General features: G+C 69.6%; 27 protein-coding genes. 25 read left to right on the forward strand and 2 right to left on the reverse strand.

Features of this window, described 5'->3' with window-relative positions; genetic code table 11:
• Positions 1–71: 71 nt before the first annotated feature.
• The 22 genes from rplN (at position 72) to truA (ending at position 13389) form a co-directional block, all read left to right on the forward strand.
• Complete coding sequence (gene rplN / locus OG792_RS03090) at positions 72–440, forward strand: 50S ribosomal protein L14 (protein WP_007465279.1); 369 nt, start codon at positions 72–74, stop codon at positions 438–440.
• Positions 437–757, forward strand: coding sequence for a 50S ribosomal protein L24 (gene rplX / locus OG792_RS03095; protein WP_326561088.1), 321 nt, complete (start codon positions 437–439; stop codon positions 755–757). The genes rplN and rplX overlap by 4 nt, the downstream gene beginning before the upstream one ends.
• The gene (rplE, locus tag OG792_RS03100; RefSeq protein ID WP_121158413.1) at positions 757–1341 is read left to right on the forward strand and encodes a 50S ribosomal protein L5; all 585 of its coding nucleotides are present in this window, start codon (positions 757–759) and stop codon (positions 1339–1341) included. The genes rplX and rplE overlap by 1 nt, the downstream gene beginning before the upstream one ends.
• Position 1342: 1 nt before the next feature.
• Positions 1343–1528 (forward strand): type Z 30S ribosomal protein S14, encoded by a 186-nt coding sequence (locus tag OG792_RS03105; RefSeq protein ID WP_007465272.1) that lies wholly within the window; start codon positions 1343–1345, stop codon positions 1526–1528.
• A gap of 104 nt (positions 1529–1632) precedes the next feature.
• Positions 1633–2040, forward strand: coding sequence for a 30S ribosomal protein S8 (gene rpsH, locus OG792_RS03110; protein ID WP_161685893.1), 408 nt, complete (start codon positions 1633–1635; stop codon positions 2038–2040).
• Positions 2041–2056: 16 nt separating this feature from the next.
• Complete coding sequence (gene rplF, locus OG792_RS03115) at positions 2057–2599, forward strand: 50S ribosomal protein L6 (RefSeq protein ID WP_329107147.1); 543 nt, start codon at positions 2057–2059, stop codon at positions 2597–2599.
• Positions 2596–2985, forward strand: a complete 390-nt coding sequence (gene rplR, locus OG792_RS03120; protein ID WP_329107149.1) for a 50S ribosomal protein L18 — start codon at positions 2596–2598, stop codon at positions 2983–2985. Before rplF ends, rplR begins: the two co-directional genes overlap by 4 nt.
• Positions 2986–3057: 72 nt before the next feature.
• Positions 3058–3672, forward strand: coding sequence for a 30S ribosomal protein S5 (gene rpsE / locus OG792_RS03125; RefSeq protein WP_121158417.1), 615 nt, complete (start codon positions 3058–3060; stop codon positions 3670–3672).
• Entirely contained in the window at positions 3672–3854 is a 183-nt protein-coding gene (gene rpmD, locus OG792_RS03130; RefSeq protein ID WP_329107151.1) for a 50S ribosomal protein L30, read from the forward strand. Before rpsE ends, rpmD begins: the two co-directional genes overlap by 1 nt.
• The gene (gene rplO, locus OG792_RS03135; RefSeq protein ID WP_329107153.1) at positions 3854–4297 is read left to right on the forward strand and encodes a 50S ribosomal protein L15; all 444 of its coding nucleotides are present in this window, start codon (positions 3854–3856) and stop codon (positions 4295–4297) included. Before rpmD ends, rplO begins: the two co-directional genes overlap by 1 nt.
• Before the next feature lie 232 nt (positions 4298–4529).
• Positions 4530–5852, forward strand: coding sequence for a preprotein translocase subunit SecY (secY, locus tag OG792_RS03140; RefSeq protein ID WP_329111078.1), 1323 nt, complete (start codon positions 4530–4532; stop codon positions 5850–5852).
• Entirely contained in the window at positions 5853–6506 is a 654-nt protein-coding gene (locus OG792_RS03145; RefSeq protein ID WP_329107155.1) for an adenylate kinase, read from the forward strand.
• Positions 6507–6702: 196 nt separating this feature from the next.
• Entirely contained in the window at positions 6703–7554 is an 852-nt protein-coding gene (gene map, locus OG792_RS03150; RefSeq protein WP_329107157.1) for a type I methionyl aminopeptidase, read from the forward strand.
• Between the two features lie 51 nt (positions 7555–7605).
• On the forward strand, positions 7606–8229 hold the full coding sequence (locus tag OG792_RS03155; RefSeq protein ID WP_329107158.1) for a DUF1707 SHOCT-like domain-containing protein: 624 nt from the start codon (positions 7606–7608) through the stop codon (positions 8227–8229).
• Positions 8230–8460: 231 nt separating this feature from the next.
• On the forward strand, positions 8461–8682 hold the full coding sequence (gene infA / locus OG792_RS03160) for a translation initiation factor IF-1 (RefSeq protein WP_007073013.1): 222 nt from the start codon (positions 8461–8463) through the stop codon (positions 8680–8682).
• A gap of 109 nt (positions 8683–8791) precedes the next feature.
• The gene (rpmJ, locus tag OG792_RS03165; RefSeq protein ID WP_012184307.1) at positions 8792–8905 is read left to right on the forward strand and encodes a 50S ribosomal protein L36; all 114 of its coding nucleotides are present in this window, start codon (positions 8792–8794) and stop codon (positions 8903–8905) included.
• 225 nt (positions 8906–9130) lie between these two features.
• A complete protein-coding gene (gene rpsM / locus OG792_RS03170; protein WP_326561078.1) occupies positions 9131–9511 on the forward strand; it encodes a 30S ribosomal protein S13 in 381 nt (126 codons plus the stop codon).
• Between the two features lie 114 nt (positions 9512–9625).
• A complete protein-coding gene (gene rpsK, locus OG792_RS03175; protein WP_007073011.1) occupies positions 9626–10033 on the forward strand; it encodes a 30S ribosomal protein S11 in 408 nt (135 codons plus the stop codon).
• A 13-nt stretch (positions 10034–10046) separates the two neighbouring features.
• A complete protein-coding gene (gene rpsD / locus OG792_RS03180) occupies positions 10047–10673 on the forward strand; it encodes a 30S ribosomal protein S4 (protein ID WP_329107160.1) in 627 nt (208 codons plus the stop codon).
• Positions 10674–10827: 154 nt separating this feature from the next.
• Positions 10828–11850, forward strand: coding sequence for a DNA-directed RNA polymerase subunit alpha (locus tag OG792_RS03185; RefSeq protein ID WP_121158425.1), 1023 nt, complete (start codon positions 10828–10830; stop codon positions 11848–11850).
• Between the two features lie 48 nt (positions 11851–11898).
• Positions 11899–12471 carry a 50S ribosomal protein L17 gene (rplQ, locus tag OG792_RS03190; protein ID WP_329107162.1) on the forward strand — a complete coding sequence of 191 codons (573 nt, stop codon included), beginning with the start codon at positions 11899–11901 and terminating at the stop codon, positions 12469–12471.
• A gap of 87 nt (positions 12472–12558) precedes the next feature.
• Positions 12559–13389: a tRNA pseudouridine(38-40) synthase TruA gene (gene truA / locus OG792_RS03195; protein ID WP_329107163.1), complete on the forward strand. Its 831-nt coding sequence runs from the start codon at positions 12559–12561 to the stop codon at positions 13387–13389.
• 61 nt (positions 13390–13450) lie between these two features.
• Here truA and OG792_RS03200 read toward each other — a convergent pair whose 3' ends face one another.
• Positions 13451–14269 carry a hypothetical protein gene (locus OG792_RS03200; protein ID WP_329107165.1) on the reverse strand — a complete coding sequence of 273 codons (819 nt, stop codon included), beginning with the start codon at positions 14267–14269 and terminating at the stop codon, positions 13451–13453.
• A 1415-nt stretch (positions 14270–15684) separates the two neighbouring features.
• Between OG792_RS03200 and OG792_RS03205 the strand changes: the two genes are divergently transcribed.
• From OG792_RS03205 to OG792_RS03215, 3 genes are read left to right on the forward strand one after another with little or no spacing between them, the layout of a single operon-like run.
• On the forward strand, positions 15685–16293 hold the full coding sequence (locus tag OG792_RS03205; protein ID WP_329107167.1) for a class I SAM-dependent methyltransferase: 609 nt from the start codon (positions 15685–15687) through the stop codon (positions 16291–16293).
• A 43-nt stretch (positions 16294–16336) separates the two neighbouring features.
• Positions 16337–18016 carry an ABC-F family ATP-binding cassette domain-containing protein gene (locus tag OG792_RS03210; protein ID WP_329107168.1) on the forward strand — a complete coding sequence of 560 codons (1680 nt, stop codon included), beginning with the start codon at positions 16337–16339 and terminating at the stop codon, positions 18014–18016.
• Positions 18017–18076: 60 nt separating this feature from the next.
• Complete coding sequence (locus OG792_RS03215) at positions 18077–19021, forward strand: aldo/keto reductase (protein WP_329111080.1); 945 nt, start codon at positions 18077–18079, stop codon at positions 19019–19021.
• Positions 19022–19101: 80 nt separating this feature from the next.
• Here the strand turns inward: OG792_RS03215 and OG792_RS03220 are convergent, their stop codons facing one another.
• The gene (locus OG792_RS03220) at positions 19102–19314 is read right to left on the reverse strand and encodes a DUF397 domain-containing protein (RefSeq protein WP_329107170.1); all 213 of its coding nucleotides are present in this window, start codon (positions 19312–19314) and stop codon (positions 19102–19104) included.
• Positions 19315–19317 lie beyond the last annotated feature (3 nt).

Raw genomic sequence — 19317 nt, forward strand, 5'->3', positions numbered from 1 at the left:
TGAGTTTCCGGCTGGAAGGCACAAGCCGGAGACACCAGCCGTCTGAGAACCGGCAGACATAGGAGATAGACGTGATTCAGCAGGAGTCGCGACTGCGCGTCGCCGACAACACGGGTGCTCGGGAGATCCTGTGTATCCGGGTTCTCGGTGGCTCCGGTCGGCGCTACGCGAGTATCGGCGACGTCATCGTGGCCACGGTCAAGGACGCCATTCCCGGTGCTGGTGTGAAGAAGGGCGACGTCGTCAAGGCGGTCGTCGTTCGCACCGCCAAGGAGCGGCGGCGGCCGGACGGCTCGTACATCCGCTTCGACGAGAATGCCGCCGTCATCATCAAGGACGGTGGCGACCCGCGCGGTACCCGCATCTTCGGCCCGGTGGGCCGGGAGCTGCGGGACAAGCGGTTCATGAAGATCATCTCTCTCGCGCCGGAGGTGTTGTGACCGTGAAGGTCAAGAAGGGCGACACGGTCGTCGTCATCGCCGGCAAGGACAAGGGTGCCAAGGGCAAGGTCATCGCGGCCTACCCGCGGCAGGACAAGGTCCTGGTCGAGGGCGTGAACCGGGTCAAGAAGCACACCCGCATCAGCACCACCCAGCGTGGCGCCAAGACCGGTGGCATCGTCACCCAGGAGGCTCCGATTCACATTTCGAATGTGCAGCTCCTGGACTCCGACGGCAACCCGACCCGGGTCGGGTTCCGGATCGACGACAGTGGCCAGAAGGTCCGCGTCGCGCGTAGCACCGGTAAGGACCTGTGATGAGCACGGCTACCGAAGCCAAGACCATGCCGCGTCTCAAGGAGCGGTACCGCAACGAGATCGCGGCCGCCCTGCGTGAGCAGTTCGGTTACCAGAACCCGATGCAGGTGCCGGGTCTGGTCAAGATCGTCGTCAACATGGGTGTCGGCGAGGCGGCTCGTGACGCCAAGCTGATCGACGGCGCGGTTCGCGACCTGGCCACCATCACCGGCCAGAAGCCGCAGGTGCGGCGGGCGACCAAGTCCATCGCACAGTTCAAGCTGCGTGAGGGCATGCCGATCGGCGCGAAGGTGACCCTGCGGGGTGACCGGATGTGGGAGTTCCTGGACCGGCTGCTCTCCATCGCGCTGCCGCGTATCCGTGACTTCCGCGGCCTGGACGGGCGCAAGCTCGACGGGCACGGCAACTACACCTTCGGTCTGACCGAGCAGTCGGTGTTCCACGAGATCGACCAGGACCGGATCGATCGGCAGCGGGGCATGGACATCACGGTGGTCACCACGGCCACGAAGGACGACGAGGGCCGGGCGCTGCTGAAGCACCTGGGCTTCCCGTTCCGTGAAGACCCGAGCAAGGAGAACTGAGATGGCGAAGAAGGCGCTGATCATCAAAGCGGCCGCGAAGCCGAAGTTCTCGGTTCGCGCCTACACCCGTTGCCAGCGGTGTGGTCGTCCGAAGGCGGTCTACCGCAAGTTCGGGCTCTGCCGTGTATGCATCCGGGAGATGGCCCACCGCGGTGAGCTGCCCGGCGTGTCGAAGGCATCCTGGTAAAGGCCCAGCAGCGTCCTGACCGTTGGTCGGGGCGAGGATCGCAACGCCGTAGGCCCCGGGCCGCGTGCCCCGGGAACCGCGGTGAGAAAGGCTGACAAACACCAATGACTATGACTGACCCCATCGCAGACATGCTCACGCGTCTGCGTAACGCCAACCAGGCGTACCACGACCGGGTGACGATGCCCTACTCGAAGATCAAGGCGAACATCGCCGAGGTCCTCAAGACCGAGGGTTACATCGCCACCTGGTCGGTCGAGGAGCCCGAAGAGGGCGCCGTCGGCAAGCGACTGGTCGTCGAGCTGAAGTACGGCCAGAGCCGCGAGCGGAGCCTGGCGGGTATCAAGCGCGTCTCCAAGCCCGGTCTGCGGGTGTACGCCAAGTCGGACGGGCTCCCCCGGGTGCTCGGCGGGCTGGGCGTGGCGATCATTTCGACGTCCCAGGGCCTGCTCACCGACCGGCAGGCTCGCAAGCGGAGCGTTGGCGGGGAAGTCCTCGCCTTCGTCTGGTAACGGGAGACAGGTAGAAATGTCGCGTATTGGACGTAAGTTGATTCCGGTCCCCGCCGGTGTCGACGTCACGATCACCGGGCCGACCGTGAAGGTCAAGGGCCCCAAGGGCGAGCTCACGCACATCCTGGCCGAGCCGATCAAGGCGGAGCGGGGCGAGGACGGTCAGCTGGAGGTGACCCGTCCCAACGACGAGCGTCGCGCCAAGGAGCTGCACGGCCTGAGCCGTACCCTGGTGGCCAACATGATCGTCGGGGTGACCGAGGGTTACCGGAAGACGCTGGAGATCGCCGGCACCGGTTACCGGGTCACCGCCAAGGGCAGCGACCTTGAGTTTGCGCTCGGGTTCTCGCACCCGGTGATCGTTCCGGCTCCGGCCGGGATCACCTTCACCGTCGAACGGCCGACCCTGTTCCACGTGGCCGGCATCGACAAGCAGCAGGTCGGTGAGGTCGCCGCCAAGATCCGGAAGATCCGGCCGCCGGAGCCCTACAAGGGCAAGGGCGTGAAGTACCAGGGCGAGGTCATCCGCCGCAAGGCTGGAAAGGCAGGTAAGAAGTGAGCGCCACGCTGCTCAAGCGCCGTCGCGGCGTTGCCGCCAAGCGCGCCATCGGGCGGGCGCGGCGACACTTCCGGGTTCGCAAGAACGTCAGCGGCACCGCCGACCGTCCCCGGTTGGTCGTCACCCGCTCGCTGCGCAACATCACGGCCCAGGTGGTCGACGACACCAAGGGACACACCCTGGCGTCGGCGTCGAGCCTGGACACGTCGCTGCGCGGTGGCGAGGGCGACAAGAGCGCCCTGGCCGGCAAGGTCGGCGCTCTGCTGGCTGAGCGGGCCAAGGCCGCCGGCATCTCCAAGGTCGTCTTCGATCGCGGTGGCAACCGGTACGCGGGGCGGATCGCCGCGCTCGCCGACGCCGCCCGCGAAGCCGGGCTCGAGTTCTGACGGGCGTCTGATGCGCGTCGGACGAGGATCGCAAGTTAGTAACCCCGTCACGAGAGATAAGGAAGGCCGCTGATGCCAGGTCAACAGCGCCGTGGCGGCGGGTCCGGTGGCAACGAGGGTGGTCGCCGCGACAACCGCCGTGAGGGCGGCCGCGGAAACGCGCCCGTCGAAAAGACGCCGCACATCGAGCGGGTCGTCGCGATCAACCGTGTCGCCAAGGTCGTGAAGGGTGGTCGTCGCTTCAGCTTCACCGCTCTGGTGATCGTGGGCGACGGCGACGGCACCGTCGGTGTGGGCTACGGAAAGGCCAAGGAGGTGCCCGCGGCGATCGCCAAGGGCGTCGAGGAGGCCAAGAAGCACTTCTTCAAGGTGCCGCGGATCGCCGCGTCGATCCCGCACCCGGTGCAGGGCGAGGACGCCGCTGGCGTCGTCCTGCTCAAGCCGGCCAGCGCCGGTACGGGTGTTATCGCCGGTGGACCGGTGCGGGCCGTGTTGGAGTGCGCCGGGATCCACGACGTGCTCTCCAAGAGCCTCGGCTCGTCGAACCCGATCAACATCGTGCACGCCACCGTCGCGGCCCTGAAGGGGCTGGAGTCGCCGGAGGCGGTCGCGAAGCGTCGCGGCCTGCCGGTCGAGGATGTCGCGCCGGCCGCCATGCTGGCGGCGCGGGCGGGGGTGACTCGCTGATGGCACGGCTCAAGGTCACCCAGCTCCGATCCAACATCGGGACCAAGCACAACCAGCGGGAGTCCCTGCGGTCGCTCGGTCTCAAGCGGATCAATGACGTGGTGGTCAAGGAGGACCGGCCCGAGATTCGGGGCATGATCTTCACCGTGAGCCACCTCGTGAAGGTCGAGGAGGTCGAGTAATGACGATCAAGGTCCATCACCTGCGCCCGGCGCCCGGTTCCAAGACCGCCAAGACCCGTGTGGGTCGTGGTGAGGGTTCCAAGGGCAAGACCGCCGGTCGGGGCACCAAGGGCTCCAAGGCCCGCAAGAACATCTCGGCGGCGTTCGAGGGTGGGCAGATGCCCATCCACATGCGCCTGCCGAAGCTGAAGGGCTTCAAGAACCACTTCCGGGTCGAGTTCCAGGTCGTGAACCTGGACCGGCTCGCGGAGCTGTTCCCCAACGGCGGCCAGATCGGCCCGTCCGAGCTCGTCGAGGCGGGTGCGGTCCGTAAGGGCCAGCCGGTCAAGGTGCTCGGTGCCGGGGATCTCGGCAACGTGACGCTCCAGGTGTCGGCGCACGCGTTCAGTGCGTCCGCCAAGGAGAAGATCGCTGCTGCTGGCGGCTCGACCACCGAGCTGTAGGACGTAACGCGGCCGTGACGCCCGTCAGTTGTTTTCAACTGACGGGCGCCACGGTCTACTAAGGGACGGTGTCCCTCGTTAACATCGGACCCGGTGTATGTTCGTGGGCACACCTGCCCGGATCACCGCCGGGCTGTTAGAGTCCGATCCCAGCACTGGTATCGGGCTACCGCTCGAACCACCCTAAGCCGCGCCGGACCACCGGCGGCCCGCCTCGCGCAGGAGGATGAAGTTGCTCTCCGCCTTTTTCAGTGCGTTTCGTACGCCTGACCTGCGCAAAAAGCTGCTGTTCACAGTAGCTATCATCGGCGTCTACCGACTCGGTGCGACGCTGCCCAGCCCAGGTGTGTCCTTCGGGAACGTGCAGAAGTGCCTGGACACGATCCAGACCGACGGCGTCCTGTCGCTGCTGAACCTCTTCTCCGGCGGCGCGCTGCTGTCGCTGTCGGTCTTCGCGCTGGGCATCATGCCCTACATCACCGCGTCGATCATCCTGCAACTGCTCACCGTGGTGATTCCGCGGTTGGAGCAGCTCCGCAAGGAGGGTCAGTCCGGTCAGGCGAAGATCACCCAGTACACCCGCTACCTGACGCTCGGCCTTGGCGTCCTCCAGGCGTCGGCGTTCGTGGCGCTGGCCCGTTCCGGGCAGCTCTTCAACAACCAGTGCGACCAGTTCCCGATCGTCCCGGAGAACACCGGGCTGCCGATGTGGCTCACCCTGGCGGTGCTGGTCATCACGATGACCGCCGGTACCGGTGTGGTCATGTGGCTCGGCGAGCTGATCACCGACCGGGGCGTCGGCAACGGCATGTCCGTGCTGATCTTCACCTCGATCGCGGCCCGGCTGCCGGGTGAGGGCTGGTCGATCAAGACCTCCAAGGGCTGGGACATGTTCCTCCTGGTCATCCTGCTGGTCCTGGTGGTCATCACCCTGGTCGTCTTCATCGAGCAGGCCCAGCGCCGGATCCCGGTGCAGTACGCCAAGCGCATGATCGGCCGGCGGATGTACGGCGGCACCTCGACCTACATCCCGCTGAAGGTCAACCAGGCGGGTGTGATCCCGGTCATCTTCGGCTCGTCGCTGCTCTACCTGCCGCAGCTGGCGTTGCAGTTCTTCGACCAGAACAACCCGGGCGACGTACAGACCTGGATCCAGAACAACCTGGTCGATCCGAGCAGTCCGACGCACATCGTGGCGTACTTCCTGCTGATCATCTTCTTCACGTACTTCTACGTCTCGATCACGTTCAACCCGACCGAGGTCGCGGACAACATGAAGAAGTACGGCGGGTTCGTGCCGGGTATCCGGCCGGGCAAGCCGACGGCCGACTACCTCGACTTCATCCTCAGCCGGATCACCCTCCCGGGTGCCATCTACCTGGGCGCGATCTCGATCCTCCCGAACTTCTTCTTCATCTGGCTGGACAACCAGCAGTACCAGAACTTCCCGTTCGGTGGTACTGCGGTGCTCATCATGGTCGGCGTCGGTCTGGAGACCGTGAAGCAGATCGAGAGCCAACTGATGCAGCGGAACTACGAAGGGTTCCTGCGCTAGATGCGACTCGTTCTGGTTGGTCCCCCTGGGGCGGGCAAGGGGACCCAGGCCGAGTTCATCGCCGCCCAGCTGGCCGTGCCCAAGATCTCGACGGGTGACATCTTCCGCGCCAACGTCACCCAGGGCACGCCGCTGGGGGTCGAGGCCAAGCGCTACATGGACGCCGGCAAGCTGGTGCCCGACGAGGTGACCATCAACATGGTGCGCGGCCGGCTGGCCGAGCCGGATGCCGCCGAGGGGTTCCTGCTCGACGGCTTTCCGCGCACCACGCCGCAGGCGGCGGCCCTGGACAAGCTCCTGGCCGACCTGGGTACGGCGCTCGACCTGGTGATGGAACTGGTCGTGGACGACGACGAGGTGATCCGCCGGCTCTCCGGCCGGCGGACCTGTCGGGGCTGCGGCAAGATCTGGCACATCGAGTTCGACGCGCCGAGCCGCGAGGGCATCTGCGACCGGTGCGGATCCGAGCTGTTCCAGCGGGACGACGACAAGGCCGAGACGATCGCCGAGCGGCTCCGCGAGTACGCGGACAAGACCGCGCCGCTGGTCGACTACTACGGCGCCCAGGGCAAGCTGGTGGGGATCGACGCCACCGGGCCGGTGGAGGATGTCACGGTCCGGGCTATCGATGCGCTCCGCTCTTACGGGGGATAGGGTCGGGTAACGGTGTGGGGTTGGGCCCCGCCGTACCCCGCTCTGGGCGGTCAGGCTTGATCCCGCCGCAGGCACGGCGGGGCCCAACCCCGGTGCCCGTGGAGCGGCTTCGGGGAGCCTGCGTCACGCCACCCGGTTGGTGAACAGATGCGGGTGCGGGGATTCCTTCGGACCCGCGAGCGAAAGGTAGAGCGGCATGCGCCGTCACCAGCTGGACATCCAGCTGAAGACCCCGGAGCAGATCGACAAGATGCGGTCCGCCGGACTGGTCGTCGCGGCGGCGCTGGCTCGCATGCGCGAGGCGGTCGCACCCGGGGTCTCCACCGCCGACCTCGACGCGATCGCCGAATCGGTGATCCACGACGCCGGTGCCATCCCGTCGTTCAAGGGCTACCACGGCTTCCCGGCGTCGATCTGTTCCTCGGTCAACGAGCAGGTGGTGCACGCTATCCCGTCCGCGAAGCAGGTGCTGCGGGACGGTGATCTGATCTCGATCGACTGCGGCGCGATCCTTGACGGCTGGCACGGCGACGCGGCGATCACGGTCGGGGTGGGCGAGGCGCAACCGGAGCTGCTGCGGATGGCCGAGGTGGCCGAGGATGCCATGTGGGCGGGTATCGCCGCCGCCGCGCGTGGTTCGGCCAATGGCCGGGGCCGGCTCACCGACATCTCGGCGGCGGTGGAGATCGCGGTACGCAAGGGTGGGCGGTACGGCATCGTCGACGGGTACGGTGGGCACGGCATCGGCACCGAGATGCACCAGGACCCGCACGTGCTCAACCACGGGCGGCCGGGGCGCGGCCCTCGGCTGGTGCCGGGCATGGCCCTGGCGATCGAACCGATGATCACGCTTGGTTCGCCGCGGACGGCGGAACTCGACGACGGCTGGACCGTGGTGACCCGGGACGGCTCGGTCGCGGCGCACGTCGAACACTCGATGGCCCTGCTGCCCGACGGGGTGTGGGTGCTCACCGCCGCCGACGGTGGTCGGGGCCGTCTGGGTGACCTGGTCACCGCTCGGCAGCCGGCCACCTCGGAACCGGTCTGAGGCGACGGTCGGCGCTCGCCAACGTGGCGGGGCGGTGGCATCCTCGTACTCATGGAGCGGCGGGGCGACATGCGGGCGGCGGACGCCGATCGGCAACTGGTCGCCGAGCGGCTCCGGCTCGCCGTGGACGAGGGCCGACTCGACCTGTACGAGTACGACGAGCGGTTGCGTGCGGCGTACGCCGCGAAGACGTACGCCGAGTTGGACGGCCTGGTGGCCGACCTGCCGGAGCCGGCGACGGTGCGGCGGGCGGATCTGACGCCGGCCGTCGGCACGGCGGCGCGGGACCCGCTGGTCCCCGGTCCGGACGGCCGTTACCCGGACGCGACCCGGCGGTGGTTGCTGGAGAACTGGACGCCCTACTTCTCGGTCGTGACGATCACGGTCGCCGGCTGGGCGATCATCTCGATGATGGCCTGGGAGGTGCTCTACTTCTGGCCGATCTGGGTGGCCGGGCCGTGGGGCGCGATGCTGCTGGTGGGCACCGTGAGCGGCCTGGCGCACGGTAGGCCGCAGCTGGAGGCCGCGCGACGGGCCCGGAAGAAGGCGGCGAAGCGGGCCCGGCTGGAGCAACGCACCGGGTCGGCGCCGTCGACCAGCCCGGAGCCGGGGGCGGCCGGGCTCGCGGAACCGGGCCAGCGGGAAGGCTGGCAGCTCGGCGGGAAAGCCGACTAATATCGGCTGGTTCGTCCGATCCGCCACACCGGGGGTACCTCGGTTTGGTGTCGATCCGTGGGCGAGCGTACACTGGCTGATCGGCGCACAGCGTCCACTCCGGCATGCCCATCCTGCGCTTCGGTGGGAGTCGGAGCCGCGGCTGGTCCGGTTGCCTGATCTTGACGAACAGGCATCCGGGTAAGGCGTTGTGAGCCGTCCGGAATTACCGACGTCAGGACAGCGGAGGACATGCCGAAAAAAGACGGAGCCATCGAGATTGAGGGTCGGGTCATCGAGCCGCTCCCGAACGCGATGTTCAGGGTCGAGCTTGCCAACGGCCACAAGGTGCTGGCTCACATCAGCGGCAAGATGCGGCAGCACTACATCCGCATCCTGCCCGAGGACCGGGTTGTCGTCGAGCTCTCGCCGTACGACCTGACCCGCGGGCGCATCGTCTACCGCTACAAGTGAATCCGGGTTCGGATTCAGTCATCTGACGACGGCCGGAATGTCCGTGTCCGTCCTCGAAGTCCGGCGCCGTGTCCACGTCGCTGGGCCTTATGGGAAGTAAGGCAAACCCGTGAAGGTCAAGCCGAGCGTCAAGCGGATCTGCAACAAGTGCCGGGTGATCCGCCGGCACGGCCGGGTCATGGTCATCTGCACCGACCCGCGCCACAAGCAGCGCCAGGGCTGATTCCGATCGGCCGGCCACTAGACCGGCCGGTGTCGGGCAGCCTCGTCGCCGATCCGTAGCGCAAGAGGATCCAGTACCACAACAGAAGCTCGTCCCAGCCACGAGCGCGTGCACAAGCGGTGCACTCGTGGCTGACCCCCGGTCGGAGGCCGGGGCCCACCGGGGCAGGTGGGATGGGTCGGGCCAGAGACCTCCGCGAGCACACCACGAGGAGCACGCCCGCGCATGGCACGTCTAGCCGGCGTCGACCTCCCCCGCGACAAGCGGATGGAGATCGCGCTCACTTACATTTTCGGGGTCGGTCGGACCCGGGCCGTTCAAACGCTCGCTGCGACCGGGATCTCTCCGGACAAGCGCGCCAAGGACCTCACGGACGAGGAGCTGGTCCAGCTCCGCGACCACATCGAGGCCAACTTCAAGGTTGAGGGTGACCTGCGCCGCGAGGTCGCCGCTGATATCCGCCGCAAGGTCGAGATCGGCTGCTACGAGGGCATCCGGCACCGCCGGGGTCTGCCCGTCCGTGGTCAGCGGACCCGTACCAACGCACGGACCCGCAAGGGCCCGAAGCGGACCGTGGCAGGCAAGAAGAAGGCCGGCCGGAAGTAACAACCGGAATTCCGGTCCCGCCCGATAGGGCGCGGGCCGATTTCCCGATACCGGAATCCGGGTTCAGCTCGATAGAGCCTGGCCGGACTTCCCACACTAGGAGCGCACAGACTTATGCCACCGAAGGCTCGCGCCGGGGCCGCCGTCAAGAAGGTCCGGCGCAAGGAACGCAAGAACGTCGCCCACGGGCAGGCGCACATCAAGAGCACCTTCAACAACACCATCGTGTCCATCACGGACCCGACCGGTGCGGTCATCTCCTGGGCCTCGGCCGGCCAGGTTGGCTTCAAGGGCTCCCGCAAGTCGACTCCGTTCGCCGCTCAGCTGGCCGCCGAGGCCGCCGCGCGTCGGGCGATGGAGCACGGCATGCGCAAGGTCGACGTGTTCGTCAAGGGCCCCGGCTCCGGCCGGGAGACCGCTATCCGTTCGTTGCAGGCCGTCGGGCTGGAGGTCGGGCAGATTTCCGACGTCACCCCGCAGCCGCACAACGGGTGCCGTCCGCCGAAGCGTCGTCGGGTCTGAGAGGTAGAGAGAGATGGCTCGTTACACCGGTGCTGACTGCCGCCGTTGCCGGCGGGAGAAGATGAAGCTGTTCCTCAAGGGCAGCAAGTGCGATGGCCCGAAGTGCCCGTTCGAGTCCCGGCCGTTCCCGCCCGGACAGCACGGCCGGGGTCGGACCAAGGAGACCGAGTACCTGCTCCAGCTTCGCGAGAAGCAGAAGGCCCGTCGTGTCTACGGCGTGCTGGAGAAGCAGTTCCGCGGGTACTACGAGGAGGCTGTGGCCAAGCAGGCGAAGACCGGTGAGGTCCTCCTGCAAATCCTTGAGTCGCGGCTGGACAACGTGGTCTACCGGGCTGGCTACGCCCAGTCCCGGGACATGGCCCGCCAGCTGGTCAAGCACGGTCACTTCATCGTGAACGGCAAGAAGGTCGACATCCCGTCGTACCGCATCAAGGAACACGACATCGTCGAGGTCCGGGCGAAGTCCAAGGAGATGACTCCGTTCGTCGTCGCGCAGGCACAGGCCGGTTCCCGGACCGTGCCGGCGTGGCTGGAGGCGATCCCCAGCCAGATGAAGATCCTGGTGCACACGCTCCCGGCCCGGCAGGTCATCGACACGCAGGTCCAGGAACAGCTGATCGTCGAGCTCTACTCCAAGTAGGCCCGACAACCGCTCGGATCGGTCCGGGGTTGGCCGTACGGCACAGCGTTGCCGTGGTCGGCCCCGGATCCGACCCCGGGCGGTCGCCAGCGAGCTGGCATGGCAACACAGACGGGCGTCAAATGGTGGGCGCCCCGAACCAAGGAGAACAGAAGTGCTTATTACCCAGCGGCCGACCCTCTCCGAGGAGTCGATCAGCGAGACCCGGTCCCGGTTCACCATCGAGCCGCTTGAGCCGGGCTTCGGTTACACCCTGGGCAACTCGCTCCGGCGTACGCTGCTGTCGTCCATCCCGGGCGCGGCCGTGACCTCGATCAAGATCGACGGCGTCCTGCACGAGTTCACCACGATCCCCGGTGTCAAGGAGGACGTGGTCGAGCTGGTCATGAACGTCAAGGAGCTCTGCGTCAGCTCCGACCACGACGAGCCGGTCAGCATGTACCTGCGCAAGCAGGGCCCCGGCGACGTCACCGCCGCGGACATCCAGCCGCCGGCCGGGGTGTCGGTGCACACCGGTGACCTCAAGCTCGCCACCCTGAACGGCAAGGGCCGGCTCGACATGGAGCTGACCGTCGAGCGGGGTCGCGGCTACGTCACCGCCGCGCAGAACAAGCAGTCCGGCGCCGAGATCGGCCGGATCCCGGTCGACTCGATCTACTCGCCGGTGCTGAAGGTGACCTACCGGGTCGAGGCGACCCGGGTCGAGCAGCGCACCGACTTCGACCGTCTGATCATCGACGTCGAGACCAAGGCGTCGATCGGCCCGCGTACCGCCCTGGCCTCGGCCGGTTCCACCCTGGTCGAGCTCTTCGGCCTGGCCCGGGAGCTGGACGAGACGGCGGAGGGCATCGACATCGGCCCGTCGCCGCAGGACGCGCAGCTCGCGGCGGACCTGGCGCTGCCGATCGAGGAGCTGGACCTCACCGTCCGCTCCTACAACTGCCTCAAGCGCGAGGGCATCAACTCCGTTGGTGAGCTCATCGGGCGCACCGAGGCAGACCTCCTCGACATCCGGAATTTCGGTCAGAAGTCGATCGACGAGGTCAAGATGAAGCTCGCCGGGATGGGCCTGGGGCTGAAGGACTCGGCTCCCAACTTCGACCCGGCGCACGTCGTGGACACCTTTGGCGAGGGCGACTACGACACCGACGACTACCGCGAGACCGAGCAGCTTTGATTTTCGGCTAGCTGGAGATCAGCTGCCCACTATTGAGGAGCACCAAGCATGCCCACGCCCACCAAGGGTCCCCGCCTCGGCGGCAGCCCCGCGCACGAGCGGCTGATGCTGGCCAACCTGGCCACCGCGCTGTTCCAGCACGGCAAGATCAAGACGACCGAGACCAAGGCCAAGCGGCTGCGGCCCCTGGCGGAGCAGCTCATCACCAAGGCCAAGCGCGGCGACCTGGCCAGCCGCCGCAAGGTGCTGGGCACGGTGAAGGACAAGGACGTCGTCTACACCCTGTTCGACCAGATCGCGCCCCGGTACGCCAACCGTCCGGGTGGCTACACCCGGATCGTGAAGACCGGACCGCGCAAGGGTGACAACGCGCCGATGGCGATCATCGAGCTGGTCGAGGAACTGGTCGTCGCCCCGGCGCCGACCGGTACCACCGGGCAGAAGACCGCCGCCCGCAAGGCGGCCCAGCAGGACAAGGTCGAGGCGCTCGCCCCCACGGACGAGACCGAGACCCGTCCGGCCGACGCCGGGGACCAGGACGCCGAGGCGCCGGAGTCGGTGTCGGGCGACACGGCGGCCGCCCGCGAGGACACCGACGAGGCTGACAACGCCAAGTCCTGACCTCGGGCTGACGTCGGGCCCGGCACCCTCTCGCGGGGGTGCCGGGCCCGTTCCTTTTCCGGTACGGCGGGTTCAGGGGGTACGGCAGTGGACGGTTACACCCGGGTACGGCTCGATGTCGCGTACGACGGCACCGACTTCTCCGGCTGGGCGGCCCAGCCGGGGCGCCGTACGGTCGCCGGGGTGCTGACCGAGGTGCTGGTGCGGGTGCTCGGCGCGGACTCGGTGACCGGGTTGACGGTGGCCGGTCGTACCGATGCCGGGGTGCACGCCACCGGCCAGGTCTGCCACGTCGACCTGGCCGATGCCGCCTGGGCGTCGGTCACCGGCTCGCTGCTGCGCCGGCTGGCCGGGCTGCTGCCGGGCGATGTCCGGGTGCGCGCCATCGCCGAGGTACCGGACGAGTTCGACGCCCGCTTCGCGGCGACCTTCCGCCGCTACGAGTACCGGGTGACCGACGCGCCGTACGGGGTGGAGCCGCTGCGCCGGCACGAGATCCTCGCCTGGCCGCGTCCACTGGAGCTGACCGCGTTGGCGGCCGCGGCGGCCGGGCTGGTCGGCGAGCACGACTTCGCCGCGTACTGCCGGCGCAAGGAGCACGCGACGACGCTGCGCGAGGTCACCCGGCTGGACTGGCGTCGGGACCCGGACGGGATCCTGGTGGCGACGGTCCAGGCCGACGCGTTCTGCCAGTCGATGGTGCGCAGCCTGGTCGGGGCGATGCTGGTCGCGGGCGACGGGCGGCGGCCGGTCGAGTGGCCGGCGGGTCTGCTGCACCGGCGGGAGCGGTCCAGCGAGGTGACCGTGGCACCGGCCCACGGGCTGACCCTGGTCGAGGTCGGCTACCCCGCCGACCCGGCCGAGTACGCCGACCGTGCGCTGCGTACCCGTAGGTTGCGACTTCCGGCGCAGGCGTGACCTCGACGCCCGGCAGTCGGCGGGGTGGCGATGGCTCGTCGGTCGGCCCCGCCGGTGCGGCTCAGGCCGGCGGGGTTGCCCCGGTCGACGCGCCGACCGGCAGGGTGGCCCGGCGTTCGAGCACGTCGCCGCGCAGGTGCAGTTCGATCATGTCGAAGAGGATCTGGCGGGCGTACGGGTCGTCGTGGCCGATCGCCGTACGGTCGGTTCGGGCGATCACGCAGTAGACCAGGAAGTGCCCGCGTACGTGCCAGCCGACCTGCGCGGAGGCGAGTGCGACCGCCTCGGTTCCCTTGCCCGCGACGAGGCCCTGGAACCGACCCTTGCCACCGTCCACTATCGGTTTGATCTTCTGGTGCGCCCATTCGGCGCCGGTCGCGTCCGCCAGGTTGAACACGCCGGCCGTGACCAGGTGGTTGCCGGTCGGCGAGCGCAGGGTGGCGCGTACGACCTGGTCGCAGCCGAGTGCGGCGAGCAGGGTGCTGATCTCGCCGGTGGCGGCGGTGGCGCAGTCGGCGGCGGCAGACGTCTTGAGCACCTGGTACGCGGGCTCCGCCGGGTTGATCACAATCTGTTCGGCGGGGAACACCTCGTTCTCGGTCAGTGGCGCCGGGTCGACGGTGCGAGCGCTGATGTCGCGGGGTACGGCGGTCGGCGGGGTCCGTTCGGCCGACTCGCGTCCCGCCCGACCCTGCCGTTCGTCGGCGATGATGAAGTAGGAGCTGAGCCCGCAGACGGCCAGCAGCACCAGCGTGCCGAGCCCACCTATCACCCACTGCCAGGTGTGCTTCGGGTCCCGAGTCGTCGCCGCCACCGGAATGGCTCCACTCCCGCCGCGCCGCACCAGGACCAGGTCGGAACCGGCTCGGGCCGGGACCATGCCGGCTGGGGTTCGGGGCGGGACCGGGGCGGTTCCGGGCCGGGTGAGGGTCGGACCGGGGGGCGGGTCGGAACGTGCGGCCGGTGGCGCGGTGCCGGGCCGGGCCGGGATGTTCGTGGGGATGCGGTCGTGGGCGGGACGGTCCGCTCGGCCCTGCCCGGCGTCGGTACCCCGTAACGGGGGGCCGGTGCCGGTCTGGGCGGCGCGGATCTGGGCCATGCTGACCTGGGCCGAGCCGGTGCGGGGCCGAGGTGTCTCCGGCGTCGCCGGTGCTCTGCCCGGCGGCGGGTGTGCACCGGGGACCGGTCGCGAACCGTCACCGGAGCCGGCCTCGCCCGCTGGCGGCGCGGCGGGAAGGTCCGGTACGCCACGCGGGGGTCTCGGCAGTGCGGGGGAGGGAAAGCGCGACGCCGGTCGCGCCGGGTTGCCGCCCCCGGTGCCGCCCCGGGCCGGTGGCGCCCGATCCGGCGCCGGGCGCAGCGGTACCCGTTGCGCCGGCGGTCGGGCCGCGTCCGGGTCGGGCGGCGGCCGCAGCGCCGCCTGTGCCGGCGCAGGTGGGCGATCACGCCCCGGTTGGAACGAGGGCCGGGCAGCGGGTTCCGTCAGCCGGCCCGGTCCCGCCGGCACCCGGTCCGCTGCTACCGAGGAACGGGAGGGGTTCACCGTGGGGCGGGGCAGTGCCTCCGAGGGCCGGCCAGGAGTCCCCGAGGGGCGGGGCAGTGCCTCCGAGGGCCGGCGGGGCAACGGCGGGCCCAGCGGTCGGAGGGCTCGCCCGTCCGTCCCGGCCCCGCCGTGAGGTGCGTCGACCGGTCGAGAGTCGCCGACCGGGGGAAGCCGCCGGTCGTTCGGCCGGGTCTGCCCGGCGGTCCAGGTCGTGATCCGTTCCGGCGCCGGGTGGGCTGCCGGTGCCGGGCGCGGGGTCGGTGTCACCGGGTACTCCGGTGCCGATCGGGTGCGGGGCGGGACGGCCAGGTGGGGTGGCTCGGCGCGACCTCCGGGCGTCGGCCGCCGACCCGGACCGGCGAGGGGCCACCGGTCTCCGTCGGTTGTGCCGCCGGTCCGGTCGGTCGGAAAGTCCGAGCCGTGGGCGGGTGCCGGTGGGCCGAGTGGGGGCGGTGGCCCGGGATCGCCGCGACGGTGTCCGCCGCCGGGGCCGCGAGGTGCGGGCGGGCGGGTCCGACCGGTACCGGGCTCGGCCCGGTCGGGGTCGCGGTCGGGCGGCGGGGACCACCCGCCGAAGCCCGTACCGTGCCCGTCCGTCATGTCGCTCAGGGTAATGGAAAGGTCGCATTTGGCGCCTCTACCCATGAATCACACCAGATGAAAGACGAGACATTCGGGCAGGAAACCCCAGCGGTACGCCGAGCGCGACCACGCCTGCGGCGGGACAACAGCGGTAGGCGAGAATGCGATGCGTGACGACCGGCGACCACTACTTCACCGCCCAACCCGGTACCGCCCCCGACCGTCGTGAGATCGAGTTCTCGGCCGCCGGACGGGACTACTCGTTGGTCTCGGCCGGCGGCGTCTTCTCCGCCGCGCGGCTGGACCCCGGCACCGCCGTACTCCTGCGCAAGGCCGACCTGCCCGCGCCCGGCAGCAGCGGTCCGCTGCTCGATCTGGGCTGCGGCTACGGGCCGATCGCCTGCGTGCTGGCAAGCGAGGCGCCCGACGCCACCGTCTGGGCCGTCGACGTCAACGAGCGGGCCCGCGAACTCACCGGCGAGAACGCCGTACGGGTCGGTGCCGCGGGGCGGATCCGGGTGGCCGCCCCCGACGAGGTGCCCGACGACGTCACCTTCGCCGAGATCTGGTCCAACCCGCCGATCCGGATCGGCAAGGCCGAGCTGCACACCATGCTCACCCGTTGGCTGCCCCGGCTGACCCCGGACGGCGTCGGCTGGCTGGTGGTCGGCCGGCACCTCGGCGGCGACTCGCTGCACCGCTGGCTGACCGAGCAGGGCTGGCAGGTGGAGCGTCCGGCCAGCCAGAAGGGCTACCGGGTGCTGCGGATCACCCGGTGAAACCCGGTACCGCCGGACCCGCCGCACAGGGCAGGATGCCCGCGTGGGTTACATAGACGTGTCCGGGGTCGGGTACACCCTGCCCGACGGCCGGGAACTTTTCGCCGACGTGTCGTTCCGGGTCGGCGAGGGTGCCAAGGTGGCCCTGGTCGGCCCGAACGGCGCCGGCAAGACCACCCTGTTGCGGATGGTCGCCGGTGACCTGCCCACCCCGACCGGTGGCATCGCCCGCTCCGGCGGCCTGGGCGTGATGCGCCAGTTCATCGGCATGATCGGCGACGAGTCGACGCTGTATGACCTCGCCCTGTCCATCTCGGCGCCCGCGTTGCGTACCGCCGGGAAGCGGCTCGCCGAGGCGGAGGCCGCGCTGCACGCCGCCGAGGTGCGCGGCAAGTTCAGCACCGCCGCGGGCAAGGCCCAACTCGCGTACGCGGACGCGCTGGGCGCCTGGGGCGAGGCCGGCGGGTACGACGCCGAGGTGCTCTTCGACACCGTCTCCACCATCGTGCTCGACCTGCCCTGGGAGACCACCCGCACCCGTCCCGTACGGACGCTGTCCGGTGGGCAGCAGAAGCGGTTCGCGTTGGAGATCCTGCTCCGTGGCGGCGACGAGGTGCTGCTGCTCGACGAGCCGGACAACTTCCTCGACGTACCGGGCAAGCGGTGGTTGGAGGGGCGGCTGCGGGAGTCGACGAAGTCGGTGCTCTACGTGTCGCACGACCGGGAGCTGCTGGCCCAGACCTCGGGCCGGGTGGTCGCCGTCGAGGGCGGCAGCGCCTGGACCCATCCGGGCGGCTTCGGGAGCTGGCACGAGGCGCGGGTGAACCGGCACGCCCGGCTCGACGAGCAACGCCGCCGCTGGGACGAGGAACACCAGAAGCTGCGCGAGCTGATGCTGATGTACAAGCAGAAGGCGGCGTACAACGACGGGCTGGCCTCGCGTTACCAGGCGGCGCAGACCCGGCTGCGCAAGTTCGAGGAGGCCGGCCCGCCACCGGTGCCGCCGAAGGACCAGGACATCCGGATGCGGCTGTCCGGCGGGCGGACCGCCAAACGTGCGGTGATCTGCGAACAACTGGAGCTGGACGGGCTGACGTACCCGTTCGACCTGGAACTCTGGTACGGCGACCGGGTGGCCGTGCTCGGCGCGAACGGTACCGGGAAGTCGCACTTCCTGCGCCTGCTCGCCCGCGGTGGCACCGACCCCGAACCGGCCAACGGTCCGGTCGACGGCGGGCACCTGCTCACGCCGGTCGCGCACGCGGGCATGGTCCGGCTCGGTGCCCGGGTCCGGCCGGGGCACTTCTCGCAGACCCACGACCGCCCGGAACTGATGCAGAAGACCCTGGTCGAGATCCTTTGGCGGGGTGACGACCACCGGAAGGGGATGGACCGGCACACGGCCATGGCGTCGCTGAGCCGGTACGAGCTGGCGGCCCAGGGTGACCAGCGTTTCGGCACCCTCTCCGGCGGTCAGCAGGCCCGCTTCCTGGTGCTGCTGCTGGAACTGTCCGGTGCCACCCTGCTGCTGCTCGACGAGCCGACGGACAACCTCGACCTGGCCTCGGCGGAGGCGCTCGAAGAGGGGCTGAAGGCGTTCGACGGCACGGTGATCGCGGTCACCCACGACCGCTGGTTCACCCGGTCGTTCGACCGGTTCGTACTGTTCGGCGGCGACGGTGAGGTGACCGAGACGCCGGAACCGGTCTGGGACGTCGGCTGACCGGCGGCAACCGGTCGATCGGGCGGCCGACGAGGGCATAGGGTTGATCACGTGACTGAGATGACCTTCCGCCGGTTGGGCGATTCCGGGCTCGTGGTGTCCGTCGTCGGTGTCGGCTGCAACAACTTCGGCCGCAAACTCGACGCGCAGGGCACCCGTGCGGTGGTGGACGCGGCGCTGGATGCCGGGATCAACTTCTTCGACACCGCCGACATCTACGGCGAGCCGAAGGGCGCGTCCGAGGAGCAACTCGGTGCGGCGCTGAAGGGCCGGCGCGACGACGTCGTACTGGCCACCAAGTTCGGCATGGACATGCTCGGGGCCAACGGCCCGGACCACGGGGCGCGCGGCGCCCGCCGCTACATCTTCCGCGCGGTCGAGGCGTCGCTGCGTCGGCTCGGCACCGACTACATCGACCTCTACCAGATGCACGAGGTCGACCCCGGCACCCCGATCGAGGAGACGCTGAGCGCGCTGGACGACCTCGTCCGCGCGGGCAAGGTGCGCTACCTGGGCAACTCGAACTTCTCCGGCTGGCAGATCGCCGACGCCGCCTGGGTGGCCCGGAATCGCGGCTACGCGCCGTTCATCAGCGCGCAGAACCACTACAGCCTGCTGGAGCGGCACGTCGAGACCGAGATCGGGCCGGCCGCCGGCCACTTCGGCCTCGGCCTGCTGCCGTTCTTCCCGCTCGCCAACGGCCTGCTCACCGGCAAGTACAAGCGCAACGAGGCGGCGCCGGCCGGCAGCCGGCTCGCCGGCGACGGGCGGTTCGCCGAGCGGCTCGCCGCCGCGCCGTGGGACACCATCGAGGCGATCGAGAAGTACGCGGCGGAGCGCGACCTGACCCCGTTGCAGGTGGCGATCGGCGGGTTGGCCGCCCAGCCGGCGGTCGGTTCGGTGATCGCCGGTGCAACCACCCCGGAACAGGTACGGGCGAACGCCGCCGCCGGTCGCTGGCAGCCCTCGGCCGACGACCTGGCCGCGCTGCGCGCCCTGCTCTGACCGGAGTCCACAGTGTTCCGCCGGGGGTCCGGAAGCATACGTTTCGGACCCCCGGCGGTCAGGTACCCGAGCGGTGCCGGTCAGCCGAGCCGGTGCCGGCGTGCCGCCGCGACGAAGGACGTCCAGGCGGTGGCCGCGAAGGCGAGCACCGGCCCGTCGACGTCCTTCGAGTCGCGTACGCCGACCGGGGTCGCGCCGGCCGTACCGAGGTAGGCCATCTCGACGCAGTTCGCATTCGAGCCGCTTCGGCTCGACCTGCGCCAGATGGCCCCGCCAAGCTGCGTCCCGGTCATCGC

This window comes from Micromonospora sp. NBC_01699, from assembly GCF_036250065.1.
Classification (GTDB): domain Bacteria; phylum Actinomycetota; class Actinomycetes; order Mycobacteriales; family Micromonosporaceae; genus Micromonospora_G.

Coding starts and splice junctions, on each gene's coding strand:
- rplE (WP_121158413.1), top strand. CDS start 757: ATGAGCACGGCTACCGAAGCCAAGACCATGCCGCGTCTCAAGGAGCGG.
- OG792_RS03105 (WP_007465272.1), top strand. CDS start 1,343: ATGGCGAAGAAGGCGCTGATCATCAAAGCGGCCGCGAAGCCGAAGTTC.
- rpsH (WP_161685893.1), top strand. CDS start 1,633: ATGACTATGACTGACCCCATCGCAGACATGCTCACGCGTCTGCGTAAC.
- rplF (WP_329107147.1), top strand. CDS start 2,057: ATGTCGCGTATTGGACGTAAGTTGATTCCGGTCCCCGCCGGTGTCGAC.
- rpsE (WP_121158417.1), top strand. CDS start 3,058: ATGCCAGGTCAACAGCGCCGTGGCGGCGGGTCCGGTGGCAACGAGGGT.
- rpmD (WP_329107151.1), top strand. CDS start 3,672: ATGGCACGGCTCAAGGTCACCCAGCTCCGATCCAACATCGGGACCAAG.
- rplO (WP_329107153.1), top strand. CDS start 3,854: ATGACGATCAAGGTCCATCACCTGCGCCCGGCGCCCGGTTCCAAGACC.
- OG792_RS03145 (WP_329107155.1), top strand. CDS start 5,853: ATGCGACTCGTTCTGGTTGGTCCCCCTGGGGCGGGCAAGGGGACCCAG.
- map (WP_329107157.1), top strand. CDS start 6,703: ATGCGCCGTCACCAGCTGGACATCCAGCTGAAGACCCCGGAGCAGATC.
- OG792_RS03155 (WP_329107158.1), top strand. CDS start 7,606: ATGGAGCGGCGGGGCGACATGCGGGCGGCGGACGCCGATCGGCAACTG.
- infA (WP_007073013.1), top strand. CDS start 8,461: ATGCCGAAAAAAGACGGAGCCATCGAGATTGAGGGTCGGGTCATCGAG.
- rpsM (WP_326561078.1), top strand. CDS start 9,131: ATGGCACGTCTAGCCGGCGTCGACCTCCCCCGCGACAAGCGGATGGAG.
- rpsK (WP_007073011.1), top strand. CDS start 9,626: ATGCCACCGAAGGCTCGCGCCGGGGCCGCCGTCAAGAAGGTCCGGCGC.
- rpsD (WP_329107160.1), top strand. CDS start 10,047: ATGGCTCGTTACACCGGTGCTGACTGCCGCCGTTGCCGGCGGGAGAAG.
- rplQ (WP_329107162.1), top strand. CDS start 11,899: ATGCCCACGCCCACCAAGGGTCCCCGCCTCGGCGGCAGCCCCGCGCAC.
- OG792_RS03200 (WP_329107165.1), bottom strand. CDS start 14,269: ATGGTCCCGGCCCGAGCCGGTTCCGACCTGGTCCTGGTGCGGCGCGGC.
- OG792_RS03215 (WP_329111080.1), top strand. CDS start 18,077: ATGACCTTCCGCCGGTTGGGCGATTCCGGGCTCGTGGTGTCCGTCGTC.
- OG792_RS03220 (WP_329107170.1), bottom strand. CDS start 19,314: ATGACCGGGACGCAGCTTGGCGGGGCCATCTGGCGCAGGTCGAGCCGA.